The following is a 25,260-nucleotide window of genomic DNA, read 5'->3' on the forward strand; positions in this document are numbered from 1 at the left end:
CAACGAGCGAAAACGAGTGGGGCGGGACCGGAGAGATCCGGTCCCGCCCCACTCGTCTGCTCCCGCGGGGCACTCAGCCGCGCTGGATGCCCGTGGTGTCGTTCAGCACACCCTGGCTGCCGTCCTGCAGCTGGGCCACCAGGGCCGCACCGCGCTGCTCGACCGCGAGGTACCAGGTGCCGGGGACGAGCTCGCCCACCGGGCCGCCGTGCGGGTTGTCCTTCGGAGCCAGCTGGCGCTGCTCCGGGACGGCGAACCAGAACGGCGCGAAGTCCGCGGCGGGCGCGGCCTGCACCGGCGCGGCCTGCGCCTGCACCGGCTGCTGGACCTGGGCCGGCTGGCCGCCGAGCGAGGCGTCCTGCGGCTGGCCGGGCGCCGGGTAGCCGTAACCGCCCTGCTGCGGCTGGCCGTAGGCCGGCGGCTGCGCGCCCTCCTGGCCGGGGACGGGGTAGCCGTACTGGCCGGGCTGGGGCTGGCCCACGCCGGGCGCCGGGTAGCCGGCCGTGCCGGGGTAGCCGGGCTGGACGGCCGGCTTGTCGGTGACCAGCGGCGCCTGCAGCGCGGGCACCAGCGGACCGGCGGCGGCCGCACCGGCGAGCACGATCAGCGAGAGGACGGCCAGCCAGGCACCGAAGCCGTGACCGTACGCCGAACTGTCGCCGCCGCCGCCGAGCGCCCAGACCGCGGACCAGAGCGCGGCGACCGCGAAGGCGATGCCCCACTGGTCGAGCCGCAGACCGAGCACCTGGCGGGTGGCGGCCGCCGCGCCCTGGAAGCGCTGCACCAGGATCAGGGCCGCGGCGGCCAGGCCGAGCAGGAAGATCGACGGCAGGATCGGGAAGAGACCGGTGTTCCAGGCGCTGTTGGAGACCGAGTAGCAGGTCGGGCTCTTGACACCGGAACAGGCGTCGAAGGTCGTGTACGGCAGGAAGGACGCGATGAACAGCAGGACGGCCGCGCCTGCGACGGCGGCGTCTCCCCTGGTGAGAGCGCGCAGATTCACTAACGTTCCCCTCGTTGGTGTGTCGTGTACGGCAGCTTGCGTGTCCGGATTGCCGGACGGTCACCGGACGGGAAAACTCCCGAACGGACCAAGAGCCTAGGGCCAACGCCCGAGCGTGTGCACGGCGGGTTCCGGAATGGGGCGAAGTCGTTGCAATAAGACCGTCGCTGGTCAGCCCGGTGTCGTCAGAAACGTCGTCAGCGCGTCGGCGATGCCCTGCGCCGCCTGCTGGCGCCACTGAGGGTCCGTCATCCGCTGCGCGTCACCGGAGTTGCGCATGTTGCCGCACTCGATGAACACCTTGGGCACGGCGGAGAGGTTCAGCCCGCCCAGATCCGAGCGGGTGTCCAGCCCCTGCGAGGCGATGTAGTCGGCGAACGGCTCGCCCGTGGCGGCCTTGAAGCTGTCCCGCAGCAGCAGGCCCAGGCGGTGCGAGGGTGCGACGATCGCGCCGTTCGAGGCCCGGCCGGCGGCCACCTTCGCCGGCATGATCACGTGGAAGCCGCTGCCGGCGGCCGGGCCGCCGTCCGCGTGCACGGACACCGCGGCCTCCGCGTGCGCGGCGCCGCCGGCCAGGGCGCGCTGGTCGATGCACGGACCCCAGGGCTTGTCACCGTCCTGGGTGAACACCACCGTGGCGCCCCGCGCCTCCAGGATCGTGCGGGCCCGCCGGGAGACGTCCAGGGTGTACTCGGCCTCGGAGTAGCCGGCGTTGGTGGAGGTACCGGTGGTGTCGCACTCCTTGCGGGCGTTGCCGATGTCGACCTGTCGGTTGATCTCGGCGGTGTGCGCGGAGTTGCCGGTGTTGTGCCCGGGATCCAGCAGCACCGTCCGGCCGACCAGCACCCGGCCGGCGGCGGCCGCGCTGGGGGAGGCGGCCGGCTCGGCCGGCTGCGCCGCCGCCGCGGCCGCCGTGCCGCCCTGGGCCGGCGCGGTGGGCAGGGAGCTCCCCGGGCCCGCGGCCGGTGAGCCGCCGGGCAGCGCCGGGCCGGTCGGCGCCAGGGCGTCCGAGGCGGCGGCCGGACGGCTGTCCGAGGACTTGCCGGCCACCGCCTGCCAACCCAGCCAGCCGGCGAAGCAGAGCGGCAGCAGGGCGCCGCCGACGGTCACCGCCAGCAGGCGGCCGCGCCGGGGGCGGGCCTCCTCGGGGCTCTCGAAGGGGCCGGGGGAGTCGGGGTGGTGAGGGGTGGTGCCGGTCACGGGTCGTTCAGATCCTGTCCCAGGTGCGCGGTGTCAGCCCGTAGGTGTCCACCGCCGGTTTCCACTTCGTGACGAAGTCCTTCTTGGCGAGGGTCGCCTGCGGATTGAGCTCGTCCGCCCGCTTCTTCTCGGCGGTGGTCGGCGCGTTGCCGCTCGGGCACCCCTGGGCACTGACCGCCCGGGCCCAGGCCGCGTACGCCCGGTCGATCTCGGCCGACTGCTGCCAGGCCGTCCGCAGCGACTGGACGGCCTCCGCGCCGCCGGCCACGTCCGCGAAGTCGAGCTTGACGAGCTCGGCGAGGAACTGCTCGCGCTGCTGGGCGCCGGTGTCGAAGACCTGCGCGGCGCTCTCGATGTCGGCCTTCGCCGGGCAGCTGCTGACCTTGGCCACCGCGCTGCCGATCGGAGCCTTGGCGCCCTCGGCGCGGGTCAGCAGCTCGTCCAGCGCCCTGGCCTGGGTCTGCGCCTTCACACCGTCGGCGCTCGGGGTCGCCGAGGGGCTCGCGGCGGCCGAGGCCGGCGCGCTCGCCGGCGCGGAGGCCTGCCCGGTGGGCAGCGGCGCGGGCTGACCGCCGGTGTCGCCGGCCTGCCCGGTGGCCGAGGCCGAGCCGGCCTTGTTCTCCGGCCCGGAACTGGAGTTCTGCACCGCCCACACCGCGCCGGCGCCCACGCCGAGCACCAGCAGCAGGCCGACCGCGACCAGCAGCGGGGTGCGGTTGCGCGGCCGCCGCTCCTCGTCCTGGAGGTCGATCTCCTGGTAACCGGCGTACTGGCCCTGCGGGAACCGGCCCTGGTCGTACTGGCCCTGCTCGAACTGCCCCTGTTCGAACTGCCCGGCGGGGTACTGGCCCGGCGGGTAGGGCTCGTAGGGCGCCCCGGCCGGCGGCCCCGCGGTGGCGTGGGAGGGGAAGCCCTGGCCGGGGCCGGGCTGCTGCTGGTAGGGCGCCTGCTGGTACGGCGGCGTCGGCGGCGCCGGGGGCGAGGCCTGCTGGTACGGCGGGCGGTCCGGTCCGGGCGGCGGCGGGAAGCCGTACCCGCCGGGCGCGTCCGAGGGGACGGGGGGGACGAGCCGGGTCGGCTCGTCGTGCCCGGGGGCGGCGCCCTGATAGGGGCGGCCGGGCGGCGGCCCCTGGTCACCGGCCGGGCCGGGGCGCTGCGGCGCCGCCGGGGGCTCCCCCTGCGCGGGGGGCGGCTGCGCGCCCCCGCCCGGACCCGGTGGCGGCGGACCGCCCTGACCGCCGCCTCGTACCCAGCCGCCTGCGCCCCCCCGGGCCGTGGGGTCCCAGACCGCCGGAGCGGTGTTGTTCTGGTCCGTCATGCGTTCGCCCCCGCCGTCCTGCCTCGCCGTGAGTGTCCGTGTCGTCGCCGCGGTGCCGGAGTTCCGCGCGGCCACCGTACCCGGCGAACTCCGCACCGGGTGCCCCGGCACCCGGACAACCATGCGACGTGGCACGACGTTAGAGCATCCGTGATCGCGGCGGGGCCGGTTGCCGGGGGCCGGGACGGAGCTCCGGCAGCACCCGCGCCCGCGGCGGCGGGAGGGGCGGGGAGTCCGGAGCCGGCGCGGCGGCGGGGGGCGTGCTCAGCCGGCGGCCGGCACCGGGCGGCGCAGCACCCGCAGGGAGCCGGTCACCGAGACCTCCTCGAAGCCCTCGGCGAGTGCCCGCAGGTACACCCGGTACGGTGCCTGCCCGCCGTCGGCCGGGTCCGGGAAGACGTCGTGCACCACCAGGACGCCCTCCGGGGCCAGGTGCGGCGCCCAGCCCTCGTAGTCGCCGGTGGCGTGCTCGTCGGTGTGCCCGCCGTCGATGAACACCAGGCCCAGCCGCCCGCCCCACAGCGCCGCGATCTGCGGGGAGCGGCCGACCAGCGCGACCACGTGGTCCTCCAGTCCGGCGGCGTGCAGGGTGCGGCGAAAGCGCGGCAGGGTGTCCATCCGGCCGACCTCCGGGTCCACCAGGGACGGGTCGTGGTACTCCCAGCCCGGCTGCTGCTCCTCCGACCCCCGGTGGTGGTCCACGGTCAGCGCCACGGTGCCGGCCTCGCGGGCGGCGGCGGCCAACAGGATCGCCGAGCGCCCGCAGTAGGTGCCGATCTCCAGCACCGGCAGCCCGGTGCGGCGGGCCGCGTCGAGCGCGACCGCGTACAGGGCGAGGCCCTCGTCCGCGGGCATGAAGCCGGTCGCGGCCTCGAACGCGGCGAGCACCTCGGGTGCGGGGCCGGTGCTCTCCCGGAGGTCGGACATCGCGGTGCTCCTTGCAGACGGCGGACGGGTGGCCGGGGCGGGCCCGGGGCTTGGACCCTACTCGACGGTAGGGCGGTGGTCGTCAGGGCCTCGGACGCCCGCGGGGCGGACGCGGTCACGACCGGCGGCCGGACCGGCGGACGGACCGGCCGGGGAGCGAGGGCCGCGGGGGCCACGACGGCCGGGACGAGCGCGAGGGCCCGGCGATCAGCCGGGCCCTCGGGGTGCCGCGGGTGTGCCGCCCGGCGACACCGGGTCAGTGGCGGCAGCGGCGCACCGCCGGGTCGTGCCGGTCAGTGCTGGTCGCCGGCGGCCAGCCGGTGTCGGCCGTGGGCGTCGGCCCGGGGGTTGTCGTCGGGAGCGGTGTGACCGCGGTGCCGGCCGTGCGCGTCGTCCTCGGTGCCGCTCGCGGCGGTGCCGGGGCCGGTGCTGTCGTGACCGGTGGTGTCGTTGAGGGTGTCGGACATCGAAATCGTCTTCCGTGCGAGGGTGCGGGAGCGGTTCGGTGCCGCCGCACGGCACCGGTGAGGGCAGGACGCCCCGGGCCGAAGGCCCCGGGCAGGACGCCCGCCGGGCGTCGGAGGCGCATGATCACAGCCTCTGCCCCGGCCACCCTAACGGCCGGAACGGGCCAGATCCTATCGATCGGATCCGGACGGGCCGACCGGTGGTGCCGACCGTCCGGTAACTTCGGGCGGCCCCCGGGGCCACCGCGGGGCCCGGCCGGCGGGCCCCGGCTCAGACCGTCCCGCCGGTGCGCAGGAAGCCGGCCAGCAGCTCGTGCAGCACCGCCGCGCCCTCCTCCGCGAGCACCTCGTGCCCGGCGCCGACCGCCTCCACGTACCGGAAGTCGGCGCCCTCCACCCGGCCGAGCCGGATCAGCTCGTGCCGGAGCGAACGGGACTGGCTGACCGGCACGACCTCGTCCCGGTCGCCGTGCAGGACCAGCAGCGGGGCGCCGATCCGGTGGGCCACCTGCAGCACGTCGCGCGGGCCCCGGGCGTCGTCGATCGGCTCGCCGCCGCCCAGCCGGGCGGTGAGCGCCCGGACCGGCGCCGCGGCCTCGGCGAGGAGCCGGGCACCGGACAGGAAGGGGGCCACCACCGCGCAGCGCGCGACCTGTTCGGGCGGGGCGTGGGCGGCGGCCAGCAGGGCCAGGAACCCGCCGTAGCTGACGCCGAACAGGGCGGGCGGCTCCAGCCCGAGCGCCGAGCGCCGGCCGGCGACGCCCTCCAGCAGCCCCAGGACGTCCTCCAGGTCGGGCCCGCCCCAGGCGCCGCGCACCGCCATCGCGTGCTCCGTCCCGTAGCCGGTGCTGCCCCGCTGGTTCGGGGCGACCACCGCCAGGCCCTCGGCGGCCATCCGCTGGAAGGCCGGGTCGAACTCCAGCAGCCAGGCGTCCGCCGGCCCGCCGTGCAGGGCCAGCACCAGGTGCGGGCTGCTCAGCCAGCCCTCCCCGCCGTACACCACGGCCTCCAACGGGCCGGCCGGACCGGCCAGTTCGAGGCTCCGCGCGCCGTGCCACCGGCCGCCGCCGAGCGGCTCCGTGCTGCCGTCCAGCCGCCAGCCGGGCGGCGTGCCGGGCGCGGTCCGCGGGCCGCCGGAAGGCTGCGCGGGCAGCGCGGCCCCCCGCCACGGCGGTTGCGGGCCACCGCTCAGCGGCGCCAGCTGCAGCGGCACCGGGCCGACCGCTCCCGCCGGGCCGGGCCCGAGCAGGGCGCCGACCTCCAGGGTGGCCAGCGCGGCGGGGTGGTCGGGGGAGGAGTACGGCATCCGCAGCCCGCCGGCGGACCAGTGCGCCACCGCGCCCAGCCTGCCCGGCGGGACGGGCAGCGCCGCCAACCGGTGCGCGGCCGGCTGCCAGAGGGCGAGGGCGGACGCGGCGCCGTGGTCGATCTGGAACGCGACCCGGACGTCCTCGGGCCGGCCGGCGAGGAACGGGGTGAGGCCCCCACCGGCGCCGACCGGCCCGAGCGGCCCCGAGCGCAGGGCGACCGGCCGCAGGAACACACCGGGCACGTGCAGGCAGTCCGGGAACCGCACCGGCAGGTCCTCGCCGAGCACCCCCCAGCCGAGCCGGTCGGTGCCGGGCGCGTCGCTGCGCACCATGACGAAGCGGGAGTCCGGGTCGAACAGCACCAGCCGGTCGTTGCTCCGCTCGCCGAGCTCCAGCAGCGGGGTGACCTCGCCGAGTTCGAGGTCGAGCACCACGCTCCGGACCACTCCCTCGTGCACCCGGTCCAGGCCGAGCAGCCGGCCGGTGCGGTCGAGCCAGACGCCGCCGGCGTACCGGCCGGGCAGCTCGGCGACCGGTTCGGGCTCGCTGCCGTCGGTACGGACCAGCCGGACGGTGGTGACCGGTCGCGCCTCCGCGACCAGCGCGATCGCGACCGGCGCCGTGGCCGGAGCGGTCATCCGGGCGCCGACGCGGTGCCCGGCGCGGGTGCCGGTGCCCGTGGCGGCGCCCGGGTCGGTCGCGCCGGCCGGCAGGGGCAGCAGCCGAAGGCCGGGCGCCCGCAGCGCGGCCAGCCGCCGTTCCCGCGCGGGCCCGCCCGGCGCCGCGCCGGCGGCCCCGGCGGAACCCGGCCCGCCCGGCTCGCCGTCGTCGGGCGACAGCAGGGCGAGTTCGTGCCGATCGCCGTCGTGCCGGCAGAGCAGCACTCCGCCGTCGGCCAGCGACAGCAGCTGCGAGTGCAGGCTCTCCGAGTGGTTGCCGGGCCGCGGCAGCGCGGTCGGTTCGGCGGCGCCGTCGACCGGGAGCCGCCAACTCTCCGCGTACCAGCCGCCGTCCGCGCCGGCGGCCAGGCAGGCGGCGTGCGAGCCGTCGGCGGCGAAGGTGAAGCCCAGCCGGCGCAGGGCGCGGGTGGAGCTGCTGATGGCCACGTTCACGTCGTGCTCACCGTCCCTCTCCCGGCTCGGCCCGTCCGGGGACGGGGCTGTGGTCGTCGTTCCGGGTGGTCGTCGTTCCGGCGTTCCTGGTCGGGGCGCCTGCCCCGACCAGGGAGCCGCCGTGGAGCGGTGGCCGAGCGGTGCCGGAGCCGAGGCGCCGGCCGGGCACCTCGGCGGCGGACCGCCCCGCCGGGAACGGGAGTGCCCCGGCCGCCTCCGCCGGTCCCGTCGGGCCCCGGGGCCCTACTCCGGCGGTGGCTCCCTCGGGGGCCGGGCCGCACGGACCGAGAACTCGGCGGAGCACCCTTCCGACCCCCGGTCGAGGCAACTCCCGTTCGCGGAAGTGAAGTTACTGGCGGGGAGAATGGGGCTCAACGAGAAGCCGGTCACTTCACTCATAAGGGTGATGCGATTCCGCTTTCACCGGTGCCGGAGCCCTTCGGTGTGCGCGGCCCGAAGGCCGCCCCCGCGGGTGCCGCAGGCGCCGTCCGGCCCGCCGGGCCCGGCCCCGGCGGCACCCGCGACCCCTGCGCCCCCGTGCGCGCGGGCGTCGGACCGGCCGCTCGCCGACCCCGCCGGCCCACCCGGCCGCCCCGGACGGGTGTTGACGCCGCCCGCCCGGGCCGGGTGGCCGCCGGCGGCCCGGGCGGCCGTGCGCCCGGACGGCCCCGCGCGCACGGTAGTCTCGACAGGTGCCGAATCTGTCCGAGGTCATCAGCGCGCTCGAAGAGCTCTACCCGCCGCAGTGGGCGGAGTCCTGGGACGCCGTGGGTCTGGTCTGCGGCGACCCCGAGGCCCGGGTCGGCCGCGTCCTGTTCGCCGTCGACCCCGTCCAGGCGGTCGTCGACGAGGCCGTCGAGTGGGGCGCCGACCTGGTCGTCACCCACCACCCCCTCTATCTGCGCGGCACCACCAGCGTCGCCGCGACCTCGTTCAAGGGCCGCGTGGTGCACCGCCTGATCTCCTCCGGGATCGCCCTGCACGTCGCGCACACCAACGCCGACCACGCCGACCCGGGGGTCTCCGACGCCCTGGCCGAGGCCGTCGGCCTGCGCGTCACCGGCCCGCTCGTCCCGGACCCGACCGACCCGGCCGGCCGCCGCGGCAGCGGCCGGATCGGCCTGCTGGAGCCGCCGCTCACGCTGTCCGCCTTCGCCGCCCGGGTCGCCCGGGGCCTGCCCGCCACCGCCACCGGCGTCCGGGTGGCCGGCGACCCGGACCGGCTGATCAGCCGGGTCGCGGTCTGCGGCGGCGCCGGCGACGGCTTCCTCGCCGACGCCCGGGCCGCCGGCGTCGACGCGTACGTCACGTCGGACCTGCGCCACCACCCGGCGTCCGAGGCCGCCCAGGCCGCGCCCCTCGCGCTGGTCGACGCCGCGCACTGGGCCACCGAGTGGCCCTGGCTGAACCTCGCCGCGCGTGCCCTGGCCGCCGCCTCGGACAAGAACGACTGGCAGCTGGAGACCAAGGTCTCCCACCGGGTCACCGACCCGTGGACCGCGCACGCCCCCATGCCCTTCACCGCCTGACCCGATTCACAGGAGCACTCCGCTTGAACGCCGCGCCCGCCGACCAGATCCGCCTGCTCGACCTGCAGGCCATCGACTCCCGCCTCGACCAGCTTGCCCACCGGCGCCGCAGCCTGCCCGAGCACGCCGAGATCGACAAGGCCTCCGCCGACCACGCCGCGCTCAAGTCGCTCGTGGTCGCCGCCGAGGCCCAGCTCGGCGACACCACCCGCGAGCTGACCAAGGCCGAGCAGGACGTCGAGCAGGTCGTGAGCCGCACGGCCCGCAACCAGCAGCGCCTGGACTCCGGCGCGATCACCTCGCCGAAGGACCTGGAGAACCTCCAGCACGAGGTCGGCTCGCTCGCCAAGCGCCAGTCGGACCTGGAGGACGTCGTCCTGGAGATCATGGAGCGGATGGAGTCCGCCCAGACCCGGGTCACCGAGCTCGGCGCCCGCCTGGAGCACGCCGCCGTCACCCTGGCCGAGGCCGAGGCCCGCCGCGACGCCGCCTTCGCCGAGATCGACGCCGACGCCGAGAAGGTCCGGCGCGACCGCGAGACCGTCGCCGTGGTGATCCCGGCCGACCTGATCAAGCTCTACACCCGCCTGCGCGAGCAGCAGGGCGGCGTGGGCGCGGCCCGCCTGTACCAGCGCCGCTGCGAGGGCTGCCGGGTGGAGTTCGCGGTCTCCGACCTGAACGCCATCAAGGCCGAGCCCAAGGACGCCGTCGTCCGCTGCGACAACTGTGGCCGCATCCTCGTCCGGACCGCCGAGTCGGGCGTCTGACCCGATGCCGGCGCGCAGGTTCATCGTCGAGGCCGACGGAGGGTCCCGGGGCAACCCGGGGCCGGCCGGCTACGGCGCGGTGGTGCGGGACGGCGACACCGGTCTGATCATCGCCGAGGCGGCCGAGTTCATCGGCCACGCGACCAACAACGTGGCCGAGTACCGGGGCCTGATCGCCGGCCTGCGGGCCGCCCGGGAGATCGACCCGGACGCGACGGTGGACGTCCGGATGGACTCCAAACTGGTCGTCGAGCAGATGTCCGGGCGCTGGAAGATCAAGCACCCCGACATGCAGCCGCTGGCCGCCGAGGCGAAGACCGTGCTGCCGCGCGGCCAGGTCAAGTACACCTGGATCCCGCGCGAGCGGAACAAGGACGCCGACCGCCTGGCCAACGAGGCGATGGACGCGGGCAAGGCCGGCCGGCAGTGGGAGCCCAAGGCGCCCGGCGCCGTCCGGTCGGTCGCGGCCGAGGAGCCGGCGCCGCTGGAGACCGCCGCCCCGAAGGCGGGCTGGGCCGCGCCCGCCGACCTCGGCACCCCCACCACCTTCGTCCTGCTGCGCCACGGCGAGACCCCGCTCACGCCGGAGAAGCGCTTCTCCGGCAGCGGCGGCGGCGACCCGGAGCTCTCCGAGAAGGGCCGCTGGCAGGCCGAGCGGGCGGCCGAGGCGATGGCCGCGCGCGGCACGATCCAGGCCGTGGTGAGCTCCCCGATGCGACGCACCCGGCAGACCGCCGAGGCGGTGGCCGGCCGGCTCGGCCTGGACGTGCGGATCGAGGAGGGCCTGCGCGAGCTGGACTTCGGGGACTGGGAGGGCCTCACCTTCGCCGAGGTGCAGGAGCGCCACCCGGCCGACCTCGACGCCTGGCTGGGCTCCGCGAAGGCCAGACCGACCGGCAGCAGCGAGAGCTTCACCACCCTGACGCACCGGGTCGGCGTCGCCCGTGACAAGATCCTGGCCCGGTACGCGGGCCGGACCGTCCTGGTGGTCTCGCACGTCAGCCCGATCAAGACGCTGGTGCGCCTGGCCCTGGGCGCCCCGCCGGACGCGCTGTACCGGATGGAGCTGTCGGCGGCCGCCGTCTCGGCGGTCCAGTACTACACGGACGGCAACGCCTCGCTGCGGCTGCTGAACGACACGAGCCACCTGCGCTGAACCGGCGCCCCGCCGCCGCGCCGGTCCTCCGTCCGGCGGCCGGGGCGGCGGGAGCCCGGCTCAGTGGATCTCGGTGACCACGACGTCCAGCTGCCAGGCCCGGCGGGCGGTACCGCTGGCCGCCACCTCGACCCGGTAGCCCAGCTCCAGCAGGGCGTCCACCAGCTCGCCGGGCGTCTTCGGCTCCGCACCCGTGACCAGCAGGTCACGGACCAGCCGCCCCTTGGTCGCCTTGTTGAAGTGGCTCACCACGGACCGCTTCAGCACCCCGTCGACCTCGCGCTCCTGCAGCACCCGGACGGTCGCCGTGCGCTCCACCAGTTCGCCGGCCGGCTTCCAGGCCGCCGCGTACGCCGCACTGCGCAGGTCCAGCACCAGCCCGTCCGCGACCTCCGGCAGCACCGGGGCCATCGCGCTCCGCCAGTACGCCCCGAGCGCCCCCAGCGGCGGGAGTTTCACCCCCATCGAGCAGCGGTACGACGGGATCCGGTCGCCGATCCGGACCGCGCCCCAGAGCCCCGAGAAGACCAGCAGCGACCGCTCGGCCCGCCCGTACGCGGCCTCGTCCAGCTTCGCCAGCCCGAGCGCGTCGAACAGCACCCCGGTGTACACCTCGCCGGCCGGTCGGGCGCCCGCCGTCAGCAGACCGGCGTTGCGGGCCACCTCGCCGCGCAGCCCCGGGCTGAGCCCGAGGACCTCGGCGGCCCGGTCGGTGTCGCCCGCGCACAGCCCCACCAGCGTGGTGAGCACGGTCTCGCGCGCCGCCGTCAGCCCCGGGATCGAGAGCCCGTCCAGCGCCAGCGGCACCCCGGCCTCGGACGCGGCCTTGCCCTCCGAGGGCGGCAACAGGACCAGCACGGCGGCACTCCTCAACAAATTGTGGCAACTGACCCCCGCCACCCTACGCAACCGGGGCCGCCGCGCGGAACCGCGGCCTTCACCCGGGCCCGGACCGGGCTCCTGCCGGCCGGCCCCGGTCGCCGGTCCGGCCCCTGCCACCGGTACGGCCCTGACCCGGCCAGGCGCGCCCGGCCGCGGTCACGCCCCGGCGGCCGCGACCACGCCGGCGCCCGCGCCCAGCGCGAGGCAGAGCGGGGAGTAGTAGCGGCGGTCCAGCCGCCGGAAGCGCTCCGTCCGCTCGACCCGACCGCTGCCGAACAGCAGCGGTCCGGCCGCGCCCCGGGCCAGCAGCACGGCCGCGACCGTCCCGGTACCCGCCGTCCGCAGCCATCCCGGTCCGGCGGCCGGCAGCACCCCGGCCCGCGCGCCCACCAGGTAGGCGGCCGACCCCAGCGCGCCCGCCACGGCCAGGCACGCCGCCGCCGAGGGCAAACCCTCCGCACCGACCCCGACCACCGCGTCCGCGAACTCCGCCTCGGTCCGCAGCGGCCAGGGCGTCGCCGCCCAGACCGCGTGCAGTGCCCCGGTGACCGCCAACGCCGTCGCCACCGCCGCTCCCGTGCTCCGTACGGCATCCATCGCCCGCGCCCCTTTCCGATCCCCCACTCGAACCCGTCCGGCGGCGAAGCCGTCCGTCGGCGCCACCTTACGAGCCGTCAGACGGGCCGCCGCCACCCGGGTCGGCCCGGGCCGCGACCGGCACCGCGACCGGCACGGCGACCCGGGGCGATCCCGGGTGACCCGCGCCGCCGCCGTGCGGGCAGGCCCAGATCCCCCGGGATGCGGCCGAAACGTCCTATTCTGCGCCCATGCCCCGTCGAAAGTTGAGCGTCGTAGCCGCCGACTCCGCCCGGATCAACACCGAGCTGGCCGACCTGCGAACCCGCCTGGAGATCCGCACCGAATGGCCCGACGAGGTGCTCGCCGAGGCCGAGGAGGCGGCCCAGTCGCCCCGCCTGCCCGCGCACGACGCCACCGACGTACCGCTGTTCACCATCGACCCGCAGGGCTCCCGCGACCTCGACCAGGCGATGCACCTGGAACACCGCCCCGGCGGCTTCCGCGTCCACTACGCCATCGCCGACGTGGCCGCCTTCGTCCGCCCCGGCGGCGCCGTCGACGCCGAGGCCAGGCGCCGCGTCCAGACCCTCTACTTCCCCGACCGGCGCGTCCCGCTGCACCCGGCCCGGCTCTCCGAGGACGCCGCCAGCCTCCTCCCCGGCGAGATCCGCCCGGCACTGCTCTGGCAGATCGACCTCGACGCCGACGGCGCCGTCGTCCTGGCCGACCTGCGGCGCGCCCGGGTCCGCTCGCGCCGCCGCCTGGACTACGCGGGCGTCCAGCGGGCGGTCGACTCCGGTGGCGCCGACGACCAGCTGGCCCTGCTCGCCACCGTCGGCCGGCTGCGCGAACAGCAGGAGCAGCTCCGCGGCGGGATCAGCCTGCCCGTCCCGGAGCAGGAGGTCGAGGAGTCCCCGCAGGGCTACCGGCTCGCCTACCGGGCGCAACTGCCCGTCGACGGCTGGAACGCGCAGATCTCGCTGCTCACCGGCATGGCGGCGGCCGACCTGATGCTCGACGCGGGCGTCGGCCTGATCCGCACCCTGCCGGCCGCGCCCGAGTCCGCGTACGCCCGGCTGCGCCGGATCGCCCGGGCCCTCGGGGTGCGCTGGCCGGAGGACATGGCCTACCCGGAGCTGATCCGTCTGCTCGATCCCGAGGTGCCGCTGAACGCCGCCTTCCTCAACGAGTGCACCGGCCTGCTGCGCGGCGCCGGCTACCGGGCCTTCGACGAGTCGCAGGGCCTGGCCGCCCCCGCCGACCCCGGCCACGCCGCGCTCGCCGCGCCGTACGCGCACTGCACCGCGCCGCTGCGCCGGCTCGCCGACCGCTTCGCGCAGGAGATCTGCGCCGCCGTCGCCGGGGGAGTGGACGTTCCCTCCTGGGTGCGCGAGGCGCTGCCCGCGGTGCCCGCGCTGATGAGCGGCGGGGACCGCCGGGCCGCCGAGGTCGAGCGGGCCTGCGTCGACCTGGTGGAGGCGGAACTCCTGCACGGCCGGGAGGGCGAGGACTTCGACGCGGTGGTCGTCGACGTCGACGAGCGCAGGCCGGTGAACGGCACCGTCCAACTGCGCGAGCCGGCCGTCCGGGCCAAGTGCGACGGGGACGGCCCGGCGCGGCTGCCGCTGGGCGAACTGATCCGGGTACGACTGACCGTGGCGGACCCCGCCACCCGTACGGTCCGCTTCGCCCCCGCGTAGCGCGACGGCGGGTGCGATGATCGGCGGGTGGTCGAACTCACCGCCCCGCCGGGCCGCCGCCGAAGGTACCTGATCCTCGGGATCTGCTGTCTCAGCCTCTTCATCGTCGGTCTCGACAACACCGTGGTGAACATCGCGCTGCCGGCGATCCAGCGGGACCTCGACGCCCCCGCCTCCGGGCTCCAGTGGATCATCGACGCCTACACCCTGGTCCTGGCGGCGCTGCTGATGCTGTTCGGCTCGGTGGCCGACCGCTTCGGGCGGCGCCGGGTCTTCCAGACCGGCCTGGTGCTCTTCGTCCTCGGATCGCTGTTCTGCAGCCTCGCGCCGAGCCTGGAATGGCTGATCGGGTTCCGCGCGCTGCAGGCCGTCGGCGGGGCGATGCTCAACCCGGTGGCGATGTCGATCATCACCAACACCTTCACCGATCCGCGCGAACGGGCCCGGGCCATCGGCGTCTGGGGCGGCGTGGTCGGCATCAGCATGGCGCTCGGCCCGCTGCTCGGCGGATTCCTGGTGGACAGCGCCGGCTGGCCCTCGATCTTCCTGATCAACGTCCCGATCGGGTTGGTCGCCTGCCTGCTGACCGCCCTGTACGTGCCCGAGTCGCGCGCGCCGAAGCCGCGCCGGCTCGACCCGGTCGGCCAGCTGCTGATGATCGTCCTGCTCGGCACCGGCACCGCCGCGATCATCGAGGGCCCCGCGAACGGCTGGACCTCGCCGCTCATCCTCACCCTCGCCGGGGTGGCCCTGGCAGCCCTGGTGGCCTTCCCGCTCTGGGAGCGACGCGTCCCCGAACCGCTGATCGACCTGCGGTTCTTCCGCAGCGTCCCGTTCAGCGGAGCCACCGTGACGGCCGTCTGCGCGTTCGCCGCGCTCGGCGGCTTCCTCTTCCTCAACACCCTGTACCTCCAGGACGTCCGCCACTACAGCCCGGTCGAGGCCGGCCTCTGGACGCTCCCGATGGCCGGCATGATGCTGGTCTGCGCCCCCCTGTCCGGACGCATCGTCGGCAGCCGCGGCCCGCGCGGGCCGCTGGTCGCCGCCGGCCTCGGCCTCGCCGCGAGCGGCCTGCTGCTCACCCGGCTGGCCGCCGACTCCCCGGCGGTCCTCCTGCTGGTCGCGTACGCGCTGTTCGGCTTCGGCTTCGGCATGGTGAACGCGCCGATCACCAACACCGCCGTCTCCGGCATGCCGCGCGCCCAGGCCGGCGTCGCGGCGGCCGTCGCCTCCACCAGCCGCCAGGTCGGCCAGTCGCTCGGGGTGGCGGTCATCGGCACCGTCGTCACCGCCGCGGTCGTCGGCCCGATGACCACCGGGTTCGCGCCCGCCAGCCACGCGGGCTGGTGGATCGTCGTCGGACTCGGCCTGGCCGTCCTGCTGCTCGGCATCGCCACCACCACGCCCTGGGCCGCCCGCACCGCGAGCGCGGTCGCCGCGGACTTCGCCCCGCACCCCGTCCCGGGCCCGGCCGGAGTACGGGAGGCACCGCCCGAGCGGCTACGATGACGACTACGGCGGACGAGCCGGCCGGGCGGTCGCGTCGGGCCCCTTCTGGGGGCTCGCCGAGGAACGTCCGGGCTCCACAGAGCAGGGTGGTGGGTAACGCCCACCCGGGGTGACCCGCGGGACAGTGCCACAGAAAACAGACCGCCGGAGGCCTCGGCCACCGGTAAGGGTGAAACGGTGGTGTAAGAGACCACCAGCGACCGAGGTGACTCGGCCGGCTAGGTAAACCCCACTCGGAGCAAGGTCAAGATCGGTGCCTCCGGGCACCGTGCGCGAGTGTTCGAGGGCTGCTCGCCCGAGCTCGCGGGTAGACCGCACGAGGCTGTCGGCAACGGCAGCCCTAGATGGATGGCCGCCTCCCCGGGCCGCGCAAGCACCCCGGGAGACAAAACCCGGCGTACAGGCCGCCTCGTCCGCTGTACCCGCCCGGTCATCCCTCGGGCGGTGCGGAACCCAGTCGTGCCGCGGCCACGGCCGCCACGACCGTCTCGGCCGCGACCTCCGGCGGTGTGTGCTCCCAGAGGCGGACCACTGTCCAGCCGGCCTCCCGCAGGGCGCGGCTCGTCTCGACGTCCCGCTCCTTGGTCCGGTTGAGCTTCCTGATCCAGAACTCCTGGTGCACGGCCGGCGTCGTTCCGTGCTCGGGGCAGCCGTGCCAGTAGCAGCCGTCCACGAACACCGCGACCTTCGCCTTGGTGAACACCAAGTCCGCCGTACGCCGCAGTCCGGTCAGGGGCCGGGCGGACACCCGGTAGCGGAGCCCGGCGGCGTGGACGAGGGTGCGCAGTCGTAGCTCGGGAGTGGTGTCCTTGCCCTTGTTGGCACGCATCGAGCGACGGGTGCCCTCCGAGGAGGCCCAGGAGGCCGTGCCCCCCTCGGGCGGCGGCGTCAGTAGGCCGGCCTCCCGCGCGAGTCGCCACCCCTCGCGGAGGTTGGCGTTTCGGGTGCGGCGGGCGACCACGCCCAACGGCACACTGTGGGAGCGCCGGTCGACGGACCAGCTGAGCCGGGCGCGCACCGTTCCGCTCCGCGCCGACGTGGTCAGTACCACGCTGGCCTGTCGCAGCCGGCCCTCCCCGACGTCGACCAGGCGGGCGTCGGTCCCGCCCGCGGCGCGGTTCTGCTCCCTGGCCCGGTCGGCCCGGCTGGGAGCCTTCGCGGGCAGGGCCTCGGACCCCGTCACGCCTGCCTTCGTCAACTTTCCTCCCTGGTTCAAAGCCCCTGGTTTCCGCGCCCTCGTCGGCGCACACGCGCACAGGGTATGGGGAACAACGCCGTGCGCGCGGCGCGGTGGCGGGAATCGTCCGGCCGTCGGGCCCGTGACCTGCCCCGTGACGCCCACAGTCGATCGCGCCTGTACTGTTTTCGCGAGTCGATCCTTGGCCGGGGCCCGGTTGTCGCCGTCATGCCAGGGGTGGGGCGTGGGCGAATCAGCGAGACAGGGAGCCGGGCGTCGTCATGGACGAGTTCGATCGGCAGTATGCGGAGTTCAAGCAACTGATCAAGCAGAAGACGCCTGAACAGGCGCTGAGCATGATCAGACTCTTCGGTATGAGCGAGGAGCTCGCTAGGCGCATCGGCGAACGCCATCAGCAGGAGACGATCGAGGTTCGGGAGCGGCGTCAGCCAGGGTCGGTCGTCCGAAACAACCGGCGGACCTGGTACGTCGGTCCCCAGGAGGGCGACCGCTGCTGGCCCGCCCTCCAGGGACTGCTTGGCGGTGGTGGTTGGGACAAGGCCTCCCTGCGCGGTCTGGACGACGCGTCCACCAAGGTCGTCTCCATGTTGGACCACCCGCTTGAGAAGGAGTTCTCCACCCGCGGGCTCGTCGTCGGGTACGTCCAGTCCGGCAAGACCACCAACTTCACGGCGCTCATCGCCAAGGCCGCGGACGCCGGTTACAAGTTCTTCATCGTCCTGGCGGGCATGCACAACGGCCTGCGCCGTCAGACGCAGCTGCGGTTGCAGGACCAGCTCGTGGACCAGGTAGTCGACCAGTGGCACGCGCTCACCGGCCCCGACGGGGACTTCGAGCCGCCGCACGGCAACCCGGCGGCCTTCTTCGCCCAGAGCAATGGCCAGCACGTGCTGTGTGTCGTCAAGAAGAACGTCCCCAGACTCCGCAAGCTCAAGAACTGGCTTGAGAAGGCCCCGGAATACCTGAAGAACTGTCCCACTCTGATCATCGACGACGAGGCGGACCAGGCCAGTGTGGCCTCGAAGACCACCAACCCGCTGATCCGGGAGATCATCGACCTCTTCCCGCGCGGCGGCTACGTTGGTTACACAGCAACGCCCTTCGCAAACCTGCTCATCGACCCCTCCAGCGAGGACCTGTACCCGAGGGACTTCATCGTCAACCTGCCCAAGCCCGAGGGTCACTTCGGCACCGAGGTGCTGTTTGGGCGCCAGCCGATCGCCGGCGAGGACCCGGACGACGCTCCCGACGGCTACGACATGATCCGCACGGTCCCCTACGAGGAAATCCCGCAGGTCCGGCCGGGCCGGGACGAGCTGGAGCAGTTCGTTCCCGAGATCGCCGGGGCGCTGCGCGACTCGGTGCTCTACTTCTGGCTGGCCACGGCCGCCCGCCGCTTTCGAGGTACGGGGAACCCGCACTCCACGATGCTGGTGCACACCAGTGTCAACACGACCGTGCACGAGCGCTTCAAGGCCCCGCTGGAGGACCTCCGTTCCGAGGTCGCCGCCCTGGTCGACCTCGGCGACGAGGCGACGCTGGACGGGCTTCGGGCGATGTGGCACAGGGAGACGGGACGGGTGGCGGCTGATGAGTTCGGCGAGGAGGCGACCTCCTTCGACGGGCTGCTGAAGCACCTCCCGGCCGTCCTCGCGGACTGCAGGATCATCCTGGACAACTCCACCAGCGTGGAACGCCTTGACTACGAGAGTGGCCCGGTCACGGCGATCGCCGTCGGCGGCAACACCCTCTCGCGCGGGCTGACCCTGGAGGGGCTGGTCGTCAGCTACTTCGTCCGGGGTGCCTCGACCTACGACACGCTGCTGCAGATGGGGCGGTGGTTCGGTTTCCGCAAGGGGTACGCCGATCTGCCCCGGGTGTGGATGCCCGACGACCTCCGCGACTGGTTCCGCCACATCGCCACCGTCGAGTCCGAGATGCGTCGCGACATCGACCGCTACCTGGTGGAGGACGAGACGCCGCTCACCTTCGCGGTCCGGCTGCGCAGCCACCCGGCGCTGCGGATCACCGCGGCGACGAAGATGCGTGACGCCATCAGGGCGAGCTCCTCCTACGGCGGGCAGCGTGTTCAAACGCGCTATTTCCACGCCCACGACGCCGAGTGGCTGCGCGGAAACCAGAACGCCGCCCGCGATCTTCTGGACGAGGCGTTGAGGCTCGACGGCGCCCGCCACGAGGACCTCGCCACCCGAGGCAGGCCGGGCAGACACCTCCTGCGCAACGTGTCCCACGCGTCCGTTCTCAAGTTCCTCGACTCGTATCGCTTCCACGAGAAGTCGATCGACTGCGACACGCGGTTGATCAGGGAGTACATCGAGCGGCGGACGCGCACTGGAAACGGCGGCTCGCTGCGTCGTTGGAACGTCGCGGTCGTTGGCAACGCGCCGACCGGATCGGCCGACACCCGCTACGAGTTCGTGCCCGGCGTCGCGGTCGACCGGATCGTCCGTGCGAAGCAGAGGACCGGGGACCCCGCCGCCGCGGACATCAAGACCCTGATGAACCCGATCGACGCCGGCGTCGACCTCGACCTGGAGAAGTGGGTCGGACAGAAGATCACCGAGGACATGCTCAAGCAGGCGCGGCAGACCCAGTCGCCCGACACCGGCCTGCTCGTGCTCTACCCGATCGACCGGACGTCCCCCACCCGACGCAAGGAGCGTCTGCCGTTGGACGCCGTGGAACACGTCATCGGCGTGGGAATGGTGTTCCCGGTGCCGCGGGGCGAGGACACCCGGGTTGAGTGGTTCAGTGCGGACCTCTCGGGCGTCGTGCCCAACGACGACCTGGACGCCCTGCCGGAGGAGGACCTCGCGGCGGCTCTCTACGAGGAGCAGCTGTGATGTCCGGGGGCGGCCTTCAGGACCTCCTTGAGGAGCACTGGGCGGTGCTCGGTGGTGCCGCGTCCGGCCGGGCGGACGTCGTGCGCACATCGGAGCTCCCCGTCGACACCGACTTCGGGCGGCTGCTCGCCGCGGTGGACGGCCACGGGTTCCGGCACCTGCTGATACCGCTTCAGCGCCGTCAGACGATCACCGGGGGCACGGTCGGGGCGGCGCTGCGCATCTTCGAGCGCCCCCTGCAGGACGACGAGAGCTACGGCAGGTACGCGGACATCACCTGCTCGCTGCGCGAACTCGACGACGTCTTCACCGGGCTCTGCCGCGACGTCCTAGTGGCGTTGGAGGCGAACGGCGAGCGTCCGTACCGAACGGCGTTGGCCGTCGTCGACCGTTGGCGCAGGCTCTTCGCAGGTGGCCCGAGGGCTCTCACTCAGGAGCAGCTCCTCGGTCTGCACGGCGAGTTGACCGTGCTGTCGAGGATGCTGGAGGCCGATCCTGGTGCCACCCGTTACTGGGCGGGGCCCGAGGGCGGCCGGCACGACTTCACGGATGGTCGCCACGCGGTCGAGGTGAAGAGCACCGCCGGGGCGTCGGAACGCAGGCTGGTCCAGGTGCACGGCCTCGACCAGTTGGAGGTGCCAGCCGGCGGGGAGCTCCTGCTGGGCTGGCACCGCTTTGAGGACCACCCCGATGGTCCGAGCCTGCCCGAACTGGTCCAGCACGTCCGGGACCTCTGCGACGACCAGCACGAGCTCCTCTCCAAGCTGATGCGGGCCGGGTACCGACCCGTCGTCGGCGATCACCAGTACGAGCGGCGGCTGCGGCCAGTCGAGAGCAGGTGGTACCGGGTCGACGAGAGGTTCCCGCGTCTGACCCCGGCGTCGGTCGTCGGCGGGGTGCCCGCAGCGGTGTCGGACGTCGCCTACACCGTCGACCTCGGCGGCGTGCAGACCGAACCGCTTGCTGAGGACGAGATCGACCACCTCCTCGCACGGGTCGGGGGAGCGCCGTGACCGCAGCACGATGGCTGTCCGAACAGCACGGCCCGGGTGGCGGCAGCGGCGGTGCCTCGTTGCTGCGCCGCCTCGATGCCACGGGACTCGACGGGTTGACGCTCCTCGTTCGCGAGTCGGTCCAGAACAGCTGGGATGCCCGGATCGGCGACGGTCCGGTCGAATACCGGGTCGAACTCCGCACTCTGCGCCCCTCCGAGGCGCCCATGTGGAGAAGGCTGCTTGAGCAGGACGCCCCGACGCCCGTGCACCTGCCGCTGCGGGCCTCGCTTCAGCGCGGGGCTCCGAGATTGCTCACCGTCACGGACCTGGGCACGAAGGGGCTCGGCGGTCCCACCCGTGCCGACGTGGTGTCGGACGAATCGTCCGACTTCGTCGCCTTCGTACGCAACATCGGCGACTCGCAGGACACTGAGAACCGGGGCGGTACGTACGGAGCCGGCAAGGTCGTGTTCCATCTGGCCTCCGCCGCGCACACCGTGCTGGTATACACCCGGTGCAGGGTGGCCGGGCGACTTGAGACCCGCCTGATCGGGTGGGCCATCCATGAGAAGTACTCCACCGAGACCATCCACGGCGTCAAGTCGTTCACCGGTCGCCACTACTGGGGTGACGTCAGGGACGGGGCCGGGCAGGGCGGCCTCAGGTACGTCGAGCCGCTGGTCGGCGCGGAGGCCGATGACGTGGCCCGGCAGCTTGGGCTGCACCCGTTCCCTGAGGGGGCCACGGGCACCACCGTCGCGATCGTCGACCCGGTCCTTGGCGAACGCGACGCGGACGAGGCGATGCGCTGGATCGCCGACGCGATGGTGTGGAACCTGTGGCCCAAGATGTTGCCCGGGGCGGACGGCAGGCCGCCGTTGCGACTGTCCGTGGTCAACGAGGGCTGGGAGGTGCCGGTGGCGGATCCCACGACCGTGCCCCATTTGGCGCCTTTCGTCCACGCCTACCGGGCGATGGACAGAACCGTCGAACACCGGGGTCTCAAGCGGACGCTGGGTACCTTCGGCCTGAAGCCGCTCATCAATCCGATGGGGCGGCCCTCGGCGGTGGCCAGGCAGGCGGGCGTCGTCGAACGGGTCCACCACACGTGTCTGATGCGCCCCGTTGACCTGGTGGTGAAGTACCTGGAGGGACCGGCCCCGGCCGAGGAGGCGATGGGCTACGCGGCTGTCTTCCGCGCCGACTCGGGCATGGACCGGGTGTTCGCCGCCAGCGAGCCCGCCACCCACGATGACTGGCTCGTGGAGAAGCTGTCCGGCGACGACCACCGCCTCGCGAACCAGGCCCTCAGAGAGGTCAAGCGGGCGATGCGGGAGGCGTCCACGCCTCGCACAGCGACCGACGAAGTGGGGGAGGGCGTCTCCCTGGCCCACATGAGCCGGCTTATGTCGGGCCTCATGACCGGGGCGCCGGGTCAGGGAGGGACGTCCGTGTTCACCCCGCCGGCCCGGCCTGGGCGCACCAGTTCGGGCGCGGGCGGCGCCGGGGCGCGCCACTACTCCGGTCGGGGCTTCGCAACGGGCGTGGGCCATGGTCGGCGCACTGCGCGGGTGCGTTACCTGGACGAAGCCCGTCTGGACACCCTCGCCGGTGCCCCGGTGCTGATCCAGCGCTTTCAGCTGCTCGACCCCGGTGCCCAGGAGGTGAGCGCCGTGCTGGCCGTCTCGGTTGGCGGGGGAGGGCGCGAGGACACCCCGCCGGAAGGAGCGGCGGTACCGGAGGTCGTCGGCTGGCTGCCGGAGGCGGGCCCGTTGGTCGCCTCGCCTGTATTGAGCGTCACGGAGCGGGACGACCGCGTGTGGTCGCTCGTCGTAACCCCCGCTCCCGACACCGTCACCGAGATGGCCGTAAGCGCCGAAGGTGAGGCCTTGTGAACGCCCGTCAGGTGCACCCCTACCGTCGTCCGCGCGCCGGGGACATCGGCGCCGAGGGGTGGATGGTTCGGCTGGACGGGGAGGGGCGTAGTCCGTTGCCGCCCTATGTGCCGGGCTGGGACTACCAGTTCGACCTTCGGTTGGAGCGCGAGGTCCGCATTGACGTCGACGCCGTCCGGGAGTCCGTAGGCCTTCCAGCGGACGCGCGGCTGGCGCTGGCGGTTGTCTGGAGCTCCTCGGGATCGGGCCTACGGGTGCGGGCTGAGCACGTCCCGCTTCCCGCGCATGGTGCTCTGACCGTTCCGATTGCCTTCACCGTGCGGGGCCGGGACAGCGGTGGCGTGCTGACGCTCGACACCCAGCTCGTGCTCGCGGCGAGGGTCCCGGACGCCGCCCCGCTCACCGCGCGCCGCGCGGGCTCGGTGCTGTGGCGCGACGAGGCGCAGGTCCGGCTGCAGGGCGACGACTCCCAGTTCCCGATGACGGTTGTCGACTTCGAGGCGCAGGGGTACCCGGCCGACGCGCCGTGGTACCTGTCCGTGGGGCCGGATCCTGCGGCCGCCGCCATGGGGGCGATGGTCCTTCTGGTGAACAGCAGGGTCCCGCTGGTCCTTGAGGCCATGCAGCGCGCCGGACAGCCGTCGGTCGCGGACCGCCTGATCCATGCCGCCGTGCAGGCGGACGTGGTCCGGTTGCTGATCGAGCACGCGGTCCGCAACCCGGAGCTGCAAGACGACGCGCAGTACGAGTCGGAGACCCTGGGGCACCTCCTGCTCGGGATCGTGCGCACCCGCTTCCCCGAAACCTCGTTGGACGGACTCCGCCGGCTCCACGAGAGCGAGCCGTCGCTCTTCTCTGCCCGGGTTCAGGGCGCCGTCGGGCTGTTCGCAAAGGATTCCTGATGGTCTTTCTCATGCCGCAGCTGTTGCCGTCGGCGATCGACGAGCTGTATGCGGAACACCGCGGGGAGACACCCGAGGCGCTGGCCGGCCGGGCGGCCGTCGCCCACCCCTCCATGTATTACGCGGCGACCGGTGGAAGTCGGCTGCCCGCCGACCGGTTGGCGGTGCTTCGATCCGCGATTCTGGCCAAGGCCACCGAGAACGGGTACCCACAGGCGTCGAGCAGGCCGCCCAGCCGTCGGGACGCGGCGCGCTTTGACATGGACGTGGCGCAGATCCTCTACCAGGAGGCCGGCATCATGCCGGCCGAGGCCCTCTCCCCACAACTGTGGGCTTTTCTATCGCTAGTGGTCATGCCCGACGTCGCGGCGTGGCGCTTTCCCGGCTTCAACCCGCGACGGGTCACCGGCCGCGACATCACCCGCCACGTGTTCGGGCGCCTCTGGTGGCGGGCGCATCTTGTCGGCGGCGCGAGGCTGGACCGGGAGGACCTCTTCGACGCCCTCGCGGTGCTGGGGGAAGAGGCGTTCGACCAGGTTTTCGCCAGACGTACCTCCATCGGGGCCAGCGCGCACCTGGTCTGCGGCATTCTCCGCGTCTGGCAGGAGTTCGACATCCCCGAGGACGAGGAGGTCGCCGACCGGACGGTCTTTCGCGACTTCCTCAAGCGGATCCTTCGGCTTAGGGCCTTCGTCTCGTTCGACGCGCTCGGCGAGGAGGACCTAGACGACGAGCTGAGAGCCTTGGTCGCCGAGTCGTTGCGGGCGACTACCGGCGTGGCGGAAAGCGCGGGCCGGCGCGATGCCCCCGTCGTACCGGCGACGGTCCCAGGGCCGCGGTCAGCTGCGGGCGGGCCGGCGGTCGCGGCGTCGCCCGACGCGGCTTCGTCGGGCGGGCGACGGCCCACAGTCATAGACCTGTGCGCCGGCGTGGGCGGCCTTGCCCTTGGACTGGAGCAGGCGGGCTTCGACATCGCCGCGGCGGTGGAGATCGACAAGGACAGCTGCGAAACGCTTCGGATCAACCGTCCCGCGTGGCGGGTGGTGACGGGCGATCTGGCGTCCGTCGACCCGGGTGATCCGGTGCTCGTGACCGGCGCGGACCTCCTGGTCTGTGGACTTCCGCGGTCCCCCTACACCTCGGCGGGTCGGCAGGGCGCCACCAGTGACCCCAGGGACGCGTTGCAGGGAGCCCTACGGCTGGCGCGGGCCGTTCGGCCCCGAATTCTGGTGCTGGAGAACATCCCGGACTTCAAGGAGAAGCCGAAGTTCGAGGACGCCAGGTCCATGCTCCTCGAACTGGTCGAGGAGTTCGGCTTCGAGCTCGACTGGGGCGAGCTCCAGGCCGTCAACTTCAACGTCCCGCAGAACCGGGTGCACGTCTTCGCGGCGGCCATGTCCGCCGCGGACATGAAGCGCTTCTCCTGGCCGGGCCCGCTTGAGGGGCGGCGTCCGACCCTCGGCGAGACCCTGCTGCCCTCGATGGCCTCGGCGGGATGGTCACACGCCGAGGAATGGGCCGCTCAGGCGCGCGTACCGGCCCCTCTGATCGTGGGCGGCGCCACCGGCCGCGGCGGTGCGGACCTGGGTCCGTCCCGCACCAAGGCCATGTGGGCCCGCCTCGGTGTGTACGGCGGGAGCCTCGGGGACGGGCCGCCCAGACCGGATTTCGTGCTGGACCACGACGCCCCGCCCAACCAGGGGCTGCTGCGTCTCACGTTGGAGCAGGTCGCCCTCCTGCAGGGTCTCCCGTCCGACTGGAAGGTTCAGGGGCTGAAGACCTCCGTGTATCGCCAGATCAGTCAGGCCGTTCCGCCGGTCATGGCCCGCGCGCTGGGGCGGAGCCTTCTGAACGTTCTTCAGGGCGTGAGGTGAGGGCGTGAGACGGGGCCCCTTGACACCACCACATCCGCTCGGCGGATCCGTCCGCCCTGATCACACAGTAGAA

Annotated in this window: 19 protein-coding genes and 1 other RNA gene; 11 read left to right on the top strand and 9 right to left on the bottom strand. The window is 73.9% G+C overall.

The window, feature by feature from the left end:
* Positions 1-73: 73 nt before the first annotated feature.
* The 6 genes from ACFTWP_RS14125 to ACFTWP_RS14150 form a co-directional block, all read right to left on the bottom strand.
* Positions 74-1,003 (bottom strand): hypothetical protein, encoded by a 930-nt coding sequence (locus ACFTWP_RS14125; protein WP_380264766.1) that lies wholly within the window; start codon positions 1,001-1,003, stop codon positions 74-76.
* A 171-nt stretch (positions 1,004-1,174) separates the two neighbouring features.
* Positions 1,175-2,203: an N-acetylmuramoyl-L-alanine amidase gene (locus tag ACFTWP_RS14130; protein WP_380264767.1), complete on the bottom strand. Its 1,029-nt coding sequence runs from the start codon at positions 2,201-2,203 to the stop codon at positions 1,175-1,177.
* Between the two features lie 7 nt (positions 2,204-2,210).
* The gene (locus ACFTWP_RS14135; protein WP_380264768.1) at positions 2,211-3,521 is read right to left on the bottom strand and encodes a hypothetical protein; all 1,311 of its coding nucleotides are present in this window, start codon (positions 3,519-3,521) and stop codon (positions 2,211-2,213) included.
* Positions 3,522-3,785: 264 nt separating this feature from the next.
* Complete coding sequence (locus tag ACFTWP_RS14140) at positions 3,786-4,448, bottom strand: class I SAM-dependent methyltransferase (RefSeq protein WP_380264769.1); 663 nt, start codon at positions 4,446-4,448, stop codon at positions 3,786-3,788.
* Positions 4,449-4,741: 293 nt separating this feature from the next.
* Positions 4,742-4,915 carry a hypothetical protein gene (locus tag ACFTWP_RS14145; RefSeq protein WP_380264770.1) on the bottom strand — a complete coding sequence of 58 codons (174 nt, stop codon included), beginning with the start codon at positions 4,913-4,915 and terminating at the stop codon, positions 4,742-4,744.
* A gap of 271 nt (positions 4,916-5,186) precedes the next feature.
* Complete coding sequence (locus ACFTWP_RS14150; RefSeq protein WP_380264771.1) at positions 5,187-7,337, bottom strand: alpha/beta fold hydrolase; 2,151 nt, start codon at positions 7,335-7,337, stop codon at positions 5,187-5,189.
* 692 nt (positions 7,338-8,029) lie between these two features.
* Between ACFTWP_RS14150 and ACFTWP_RS14155 the strand changes: the two genes are divergently transcribed.
* The 3 genes from ACFTWP_RS14155 to ACFTWP_RS14165 are packed head-to-tail and all read left to right on the top strand — an operon-like array spanning position 8,030 to position 10,789.
* Entirely contained in the window at positions 8,030-8,866 is an 837-nt protein-coding gene (locus ACFTWP_RS14155; protein ID WP_380264772.1) for a Nif3-like dinuclear metal center hexameric protein, read from the top strand.
* Positions 8,867-8,889: 23 nt separating this feature from the next.
* Complete coding sequence (locus tag ACFTWP_RS14160) at positions 8,890-9,633, top strand: zinc ribbon domain-containing protein (RefSeq protein ID WP_380264773.1); 744 nt, start codon at positions 8,890-8,892, stop codon at positions 9,631-9,633.
* A 4-nt stretch (positions 9,634-9,637) separates the two neighbouring features.
* Positions 9,638-10,789 (top strand): bifunctional RNase H/acid phosphatase, encoded by a 1,152-nt coding sequence (locus ACFTWP_RS14165; RefSeq protein WP_380264774.1) that lies wholly within the window; start codon positions 9,638-9,640, stop codon positions 10,787-10,789.
* A 60-nt stretch (positions 10,790-10,849) separates the two neighbouring features.
* Here ACFTWP_RS14165 and yaaA read toward each other — a convergent pair whose 3' ends face one another.
* Together yaaA and ACFTWP_RS14175 are read right to left on the bottom strand one after the other, a co-directional pair.
* Positions 10,850-11,647: a peroxide stress protein YaaA gene (gene yaaA, locus ACFTWP_RS14170; RefSeq protein WP_380264775.1), complete on the bottom strand. Its 798-nt coding sequence runs from the start codon at positions 11,645-11,647 to the stop codon at positions 10,850-10,852.
* A gap of 180 nt (positions 11,648-11,827) precedes the next feature.
* Positions 11,828-12,268, bottom strand: a complete 441-nt coding sequence (locus ACFTWP_RS14175; RefSeq protein WP_380264776.1) for a DUF3995 domain-containing protein — start codon at positions 12,266-12,268, stop codon at positions 11,828-11,830.
* A gap of 230 nt (positions 12,269-12,498) precedes the next feature.
* On the opposite strand from ACFTWP_RS14175, the gene ACFTWP_RS14180 reads away from it, so the two are divergent.
* From ACFTWP_RS14180 to rnpB, 3 genes are all read left to right on the top strand, one after another.
* Positions 12,499-13,950 carry an RNB domain-containing ribonuclease gene (locus tag ACFTWP_RS14180; protein ID WP_380264777.1) on the top strand — a complete coding sequence of 484 codons (1,452 nt, stop codon included), beginning with the start codon at positions 12,499-12,501 and terminating at the stop codon, positions 13,948-13,950.
* 27 nt (positions 13,951-13,977) lie between these two features.
* On the top strand, positions 13,978-15,459 hold the full coding sequence (locus ACFTWP_RS14185; protein ID WP_380264778.1) for an MFS transporter: 1,482 nt from the start codon (positions 13,978-13,980) through the stop codon (positions 15,457-15,459).
* A 13-nt stretch (positions 15,460-15,472) separates the two neighbouring features.
* Positions 15,473-15,875: RNase P RNA component class A (gene rnpB, locus ACFTWP_RS14190), an RNA gene on the top strand.
* A 14-nt stretch (positions 15,876-15,889) separates the two neighbouring features.
* Here the strand turns inward: rnpB and ACFTWP_RS14195 are convergent.
* A complete protein-coding gene (locus ACFTWP_RS14195; protein ID WP_380264779.1) occupies positions 15,890-16,657 on the bottom strand; it encodes a very short patch repair endonuclease in 768 nt (255 codons plus the stop codon).
* Positions 16,658-16,917: 260 nt separating this feature from the next.
* Here ACFTWP_RS14195 and ACFTWP_RS14200 point away from each other — a divergent pair, with 260 nt between their 5' ends.
* Genes ACFTWP_RS14200 through ACFTWP_RS14220 form a run of 5 tightly spaced genes read left to right on the top strand, consistent with a single transcriptional unit; the run spans position 16,918 to position 25,187 of the window.
* Positions 16,918-19,521, top strand: coding sequence for a Z1 domain-containing protein (locus tag ACFTWP_RS14200; protein WP_380264780.1), 2,604 nt, complete (start codon positions 16,918-16,920; stop codon positions 19,519-19,521).
* On the top strand, positions 19,521-20,534 hold the full coding sequence (locus ACFTWP_RS14205) for a PD-(D/E)XK motif protein (RefSeq protein WP_380264781.1): 1,014 nt from the start codon (positions 19,521-19,523) through the stop codon (positions 20,532-20,534). Before ACFTWP_RS14200 ends, ACFTWP_RS14205 begins: the two co-directional genes overlap by 1 nt.
* Positions 20,531-22,411: a hypothetical protein gene (locus tag ACFTWP_RS14210; protein WP_380264782.1), complete on the top strand. Its 1,881-nt coding sequence runs from the start codon at positions 20,531-20,533 to the stop codon at positions 22,409-22,411. The genes ACFTWP_RS14205 and ACFTWP_RS14210 overlap by 4 nt, the downstream gene beginning before the upstream one ends.
* Positions 22,408-23,313 carry a hypothetical protein gene (locus ACFTWP_RS14215; protein WP_380264783.1) on the top strand — a complete coding sequence of 302 codons (906 nt, stop codon included), beginning with the start codon at positions 22,408-22,410 and terminating at the stop codon, positions 23,311-23,313. The genes ACFTWP_RS14210 and ACFTWP_RS14215 overlap by 4 nt, the downstream gene beginning before the upstream one ends.
* Positions 23,313-25,187: a DUF6339 family protein gene (locus tag ACFTWP_RS14220; RefSeq protein ID WP_380264784.1), complete on the top strand. Its 1,875-nt coding sequence runs from the start codon at positions 23,313-23,315 to the stop codon at positions 25,185-25,187. The genes ACFTWP_RS14215 and ACFTWP_RS14220 overlap by 1 nt, the downstream gene beginning before the upstream one ends.
* The last annotated feature ends 73 nt before the right edge of the window (positions 25,188-25,260 follow it).

The sequence above is a fragment of the Kitasatospora sp. NPDC057015 genome, assembly GCF_042673745.1.
In the GTDB taxonomy this organism is placed as follows: Bacteria; Actinomycetota; Actinomycetes; order Streptomycetales; family Streptomycetaceae; genus Kitasatospora.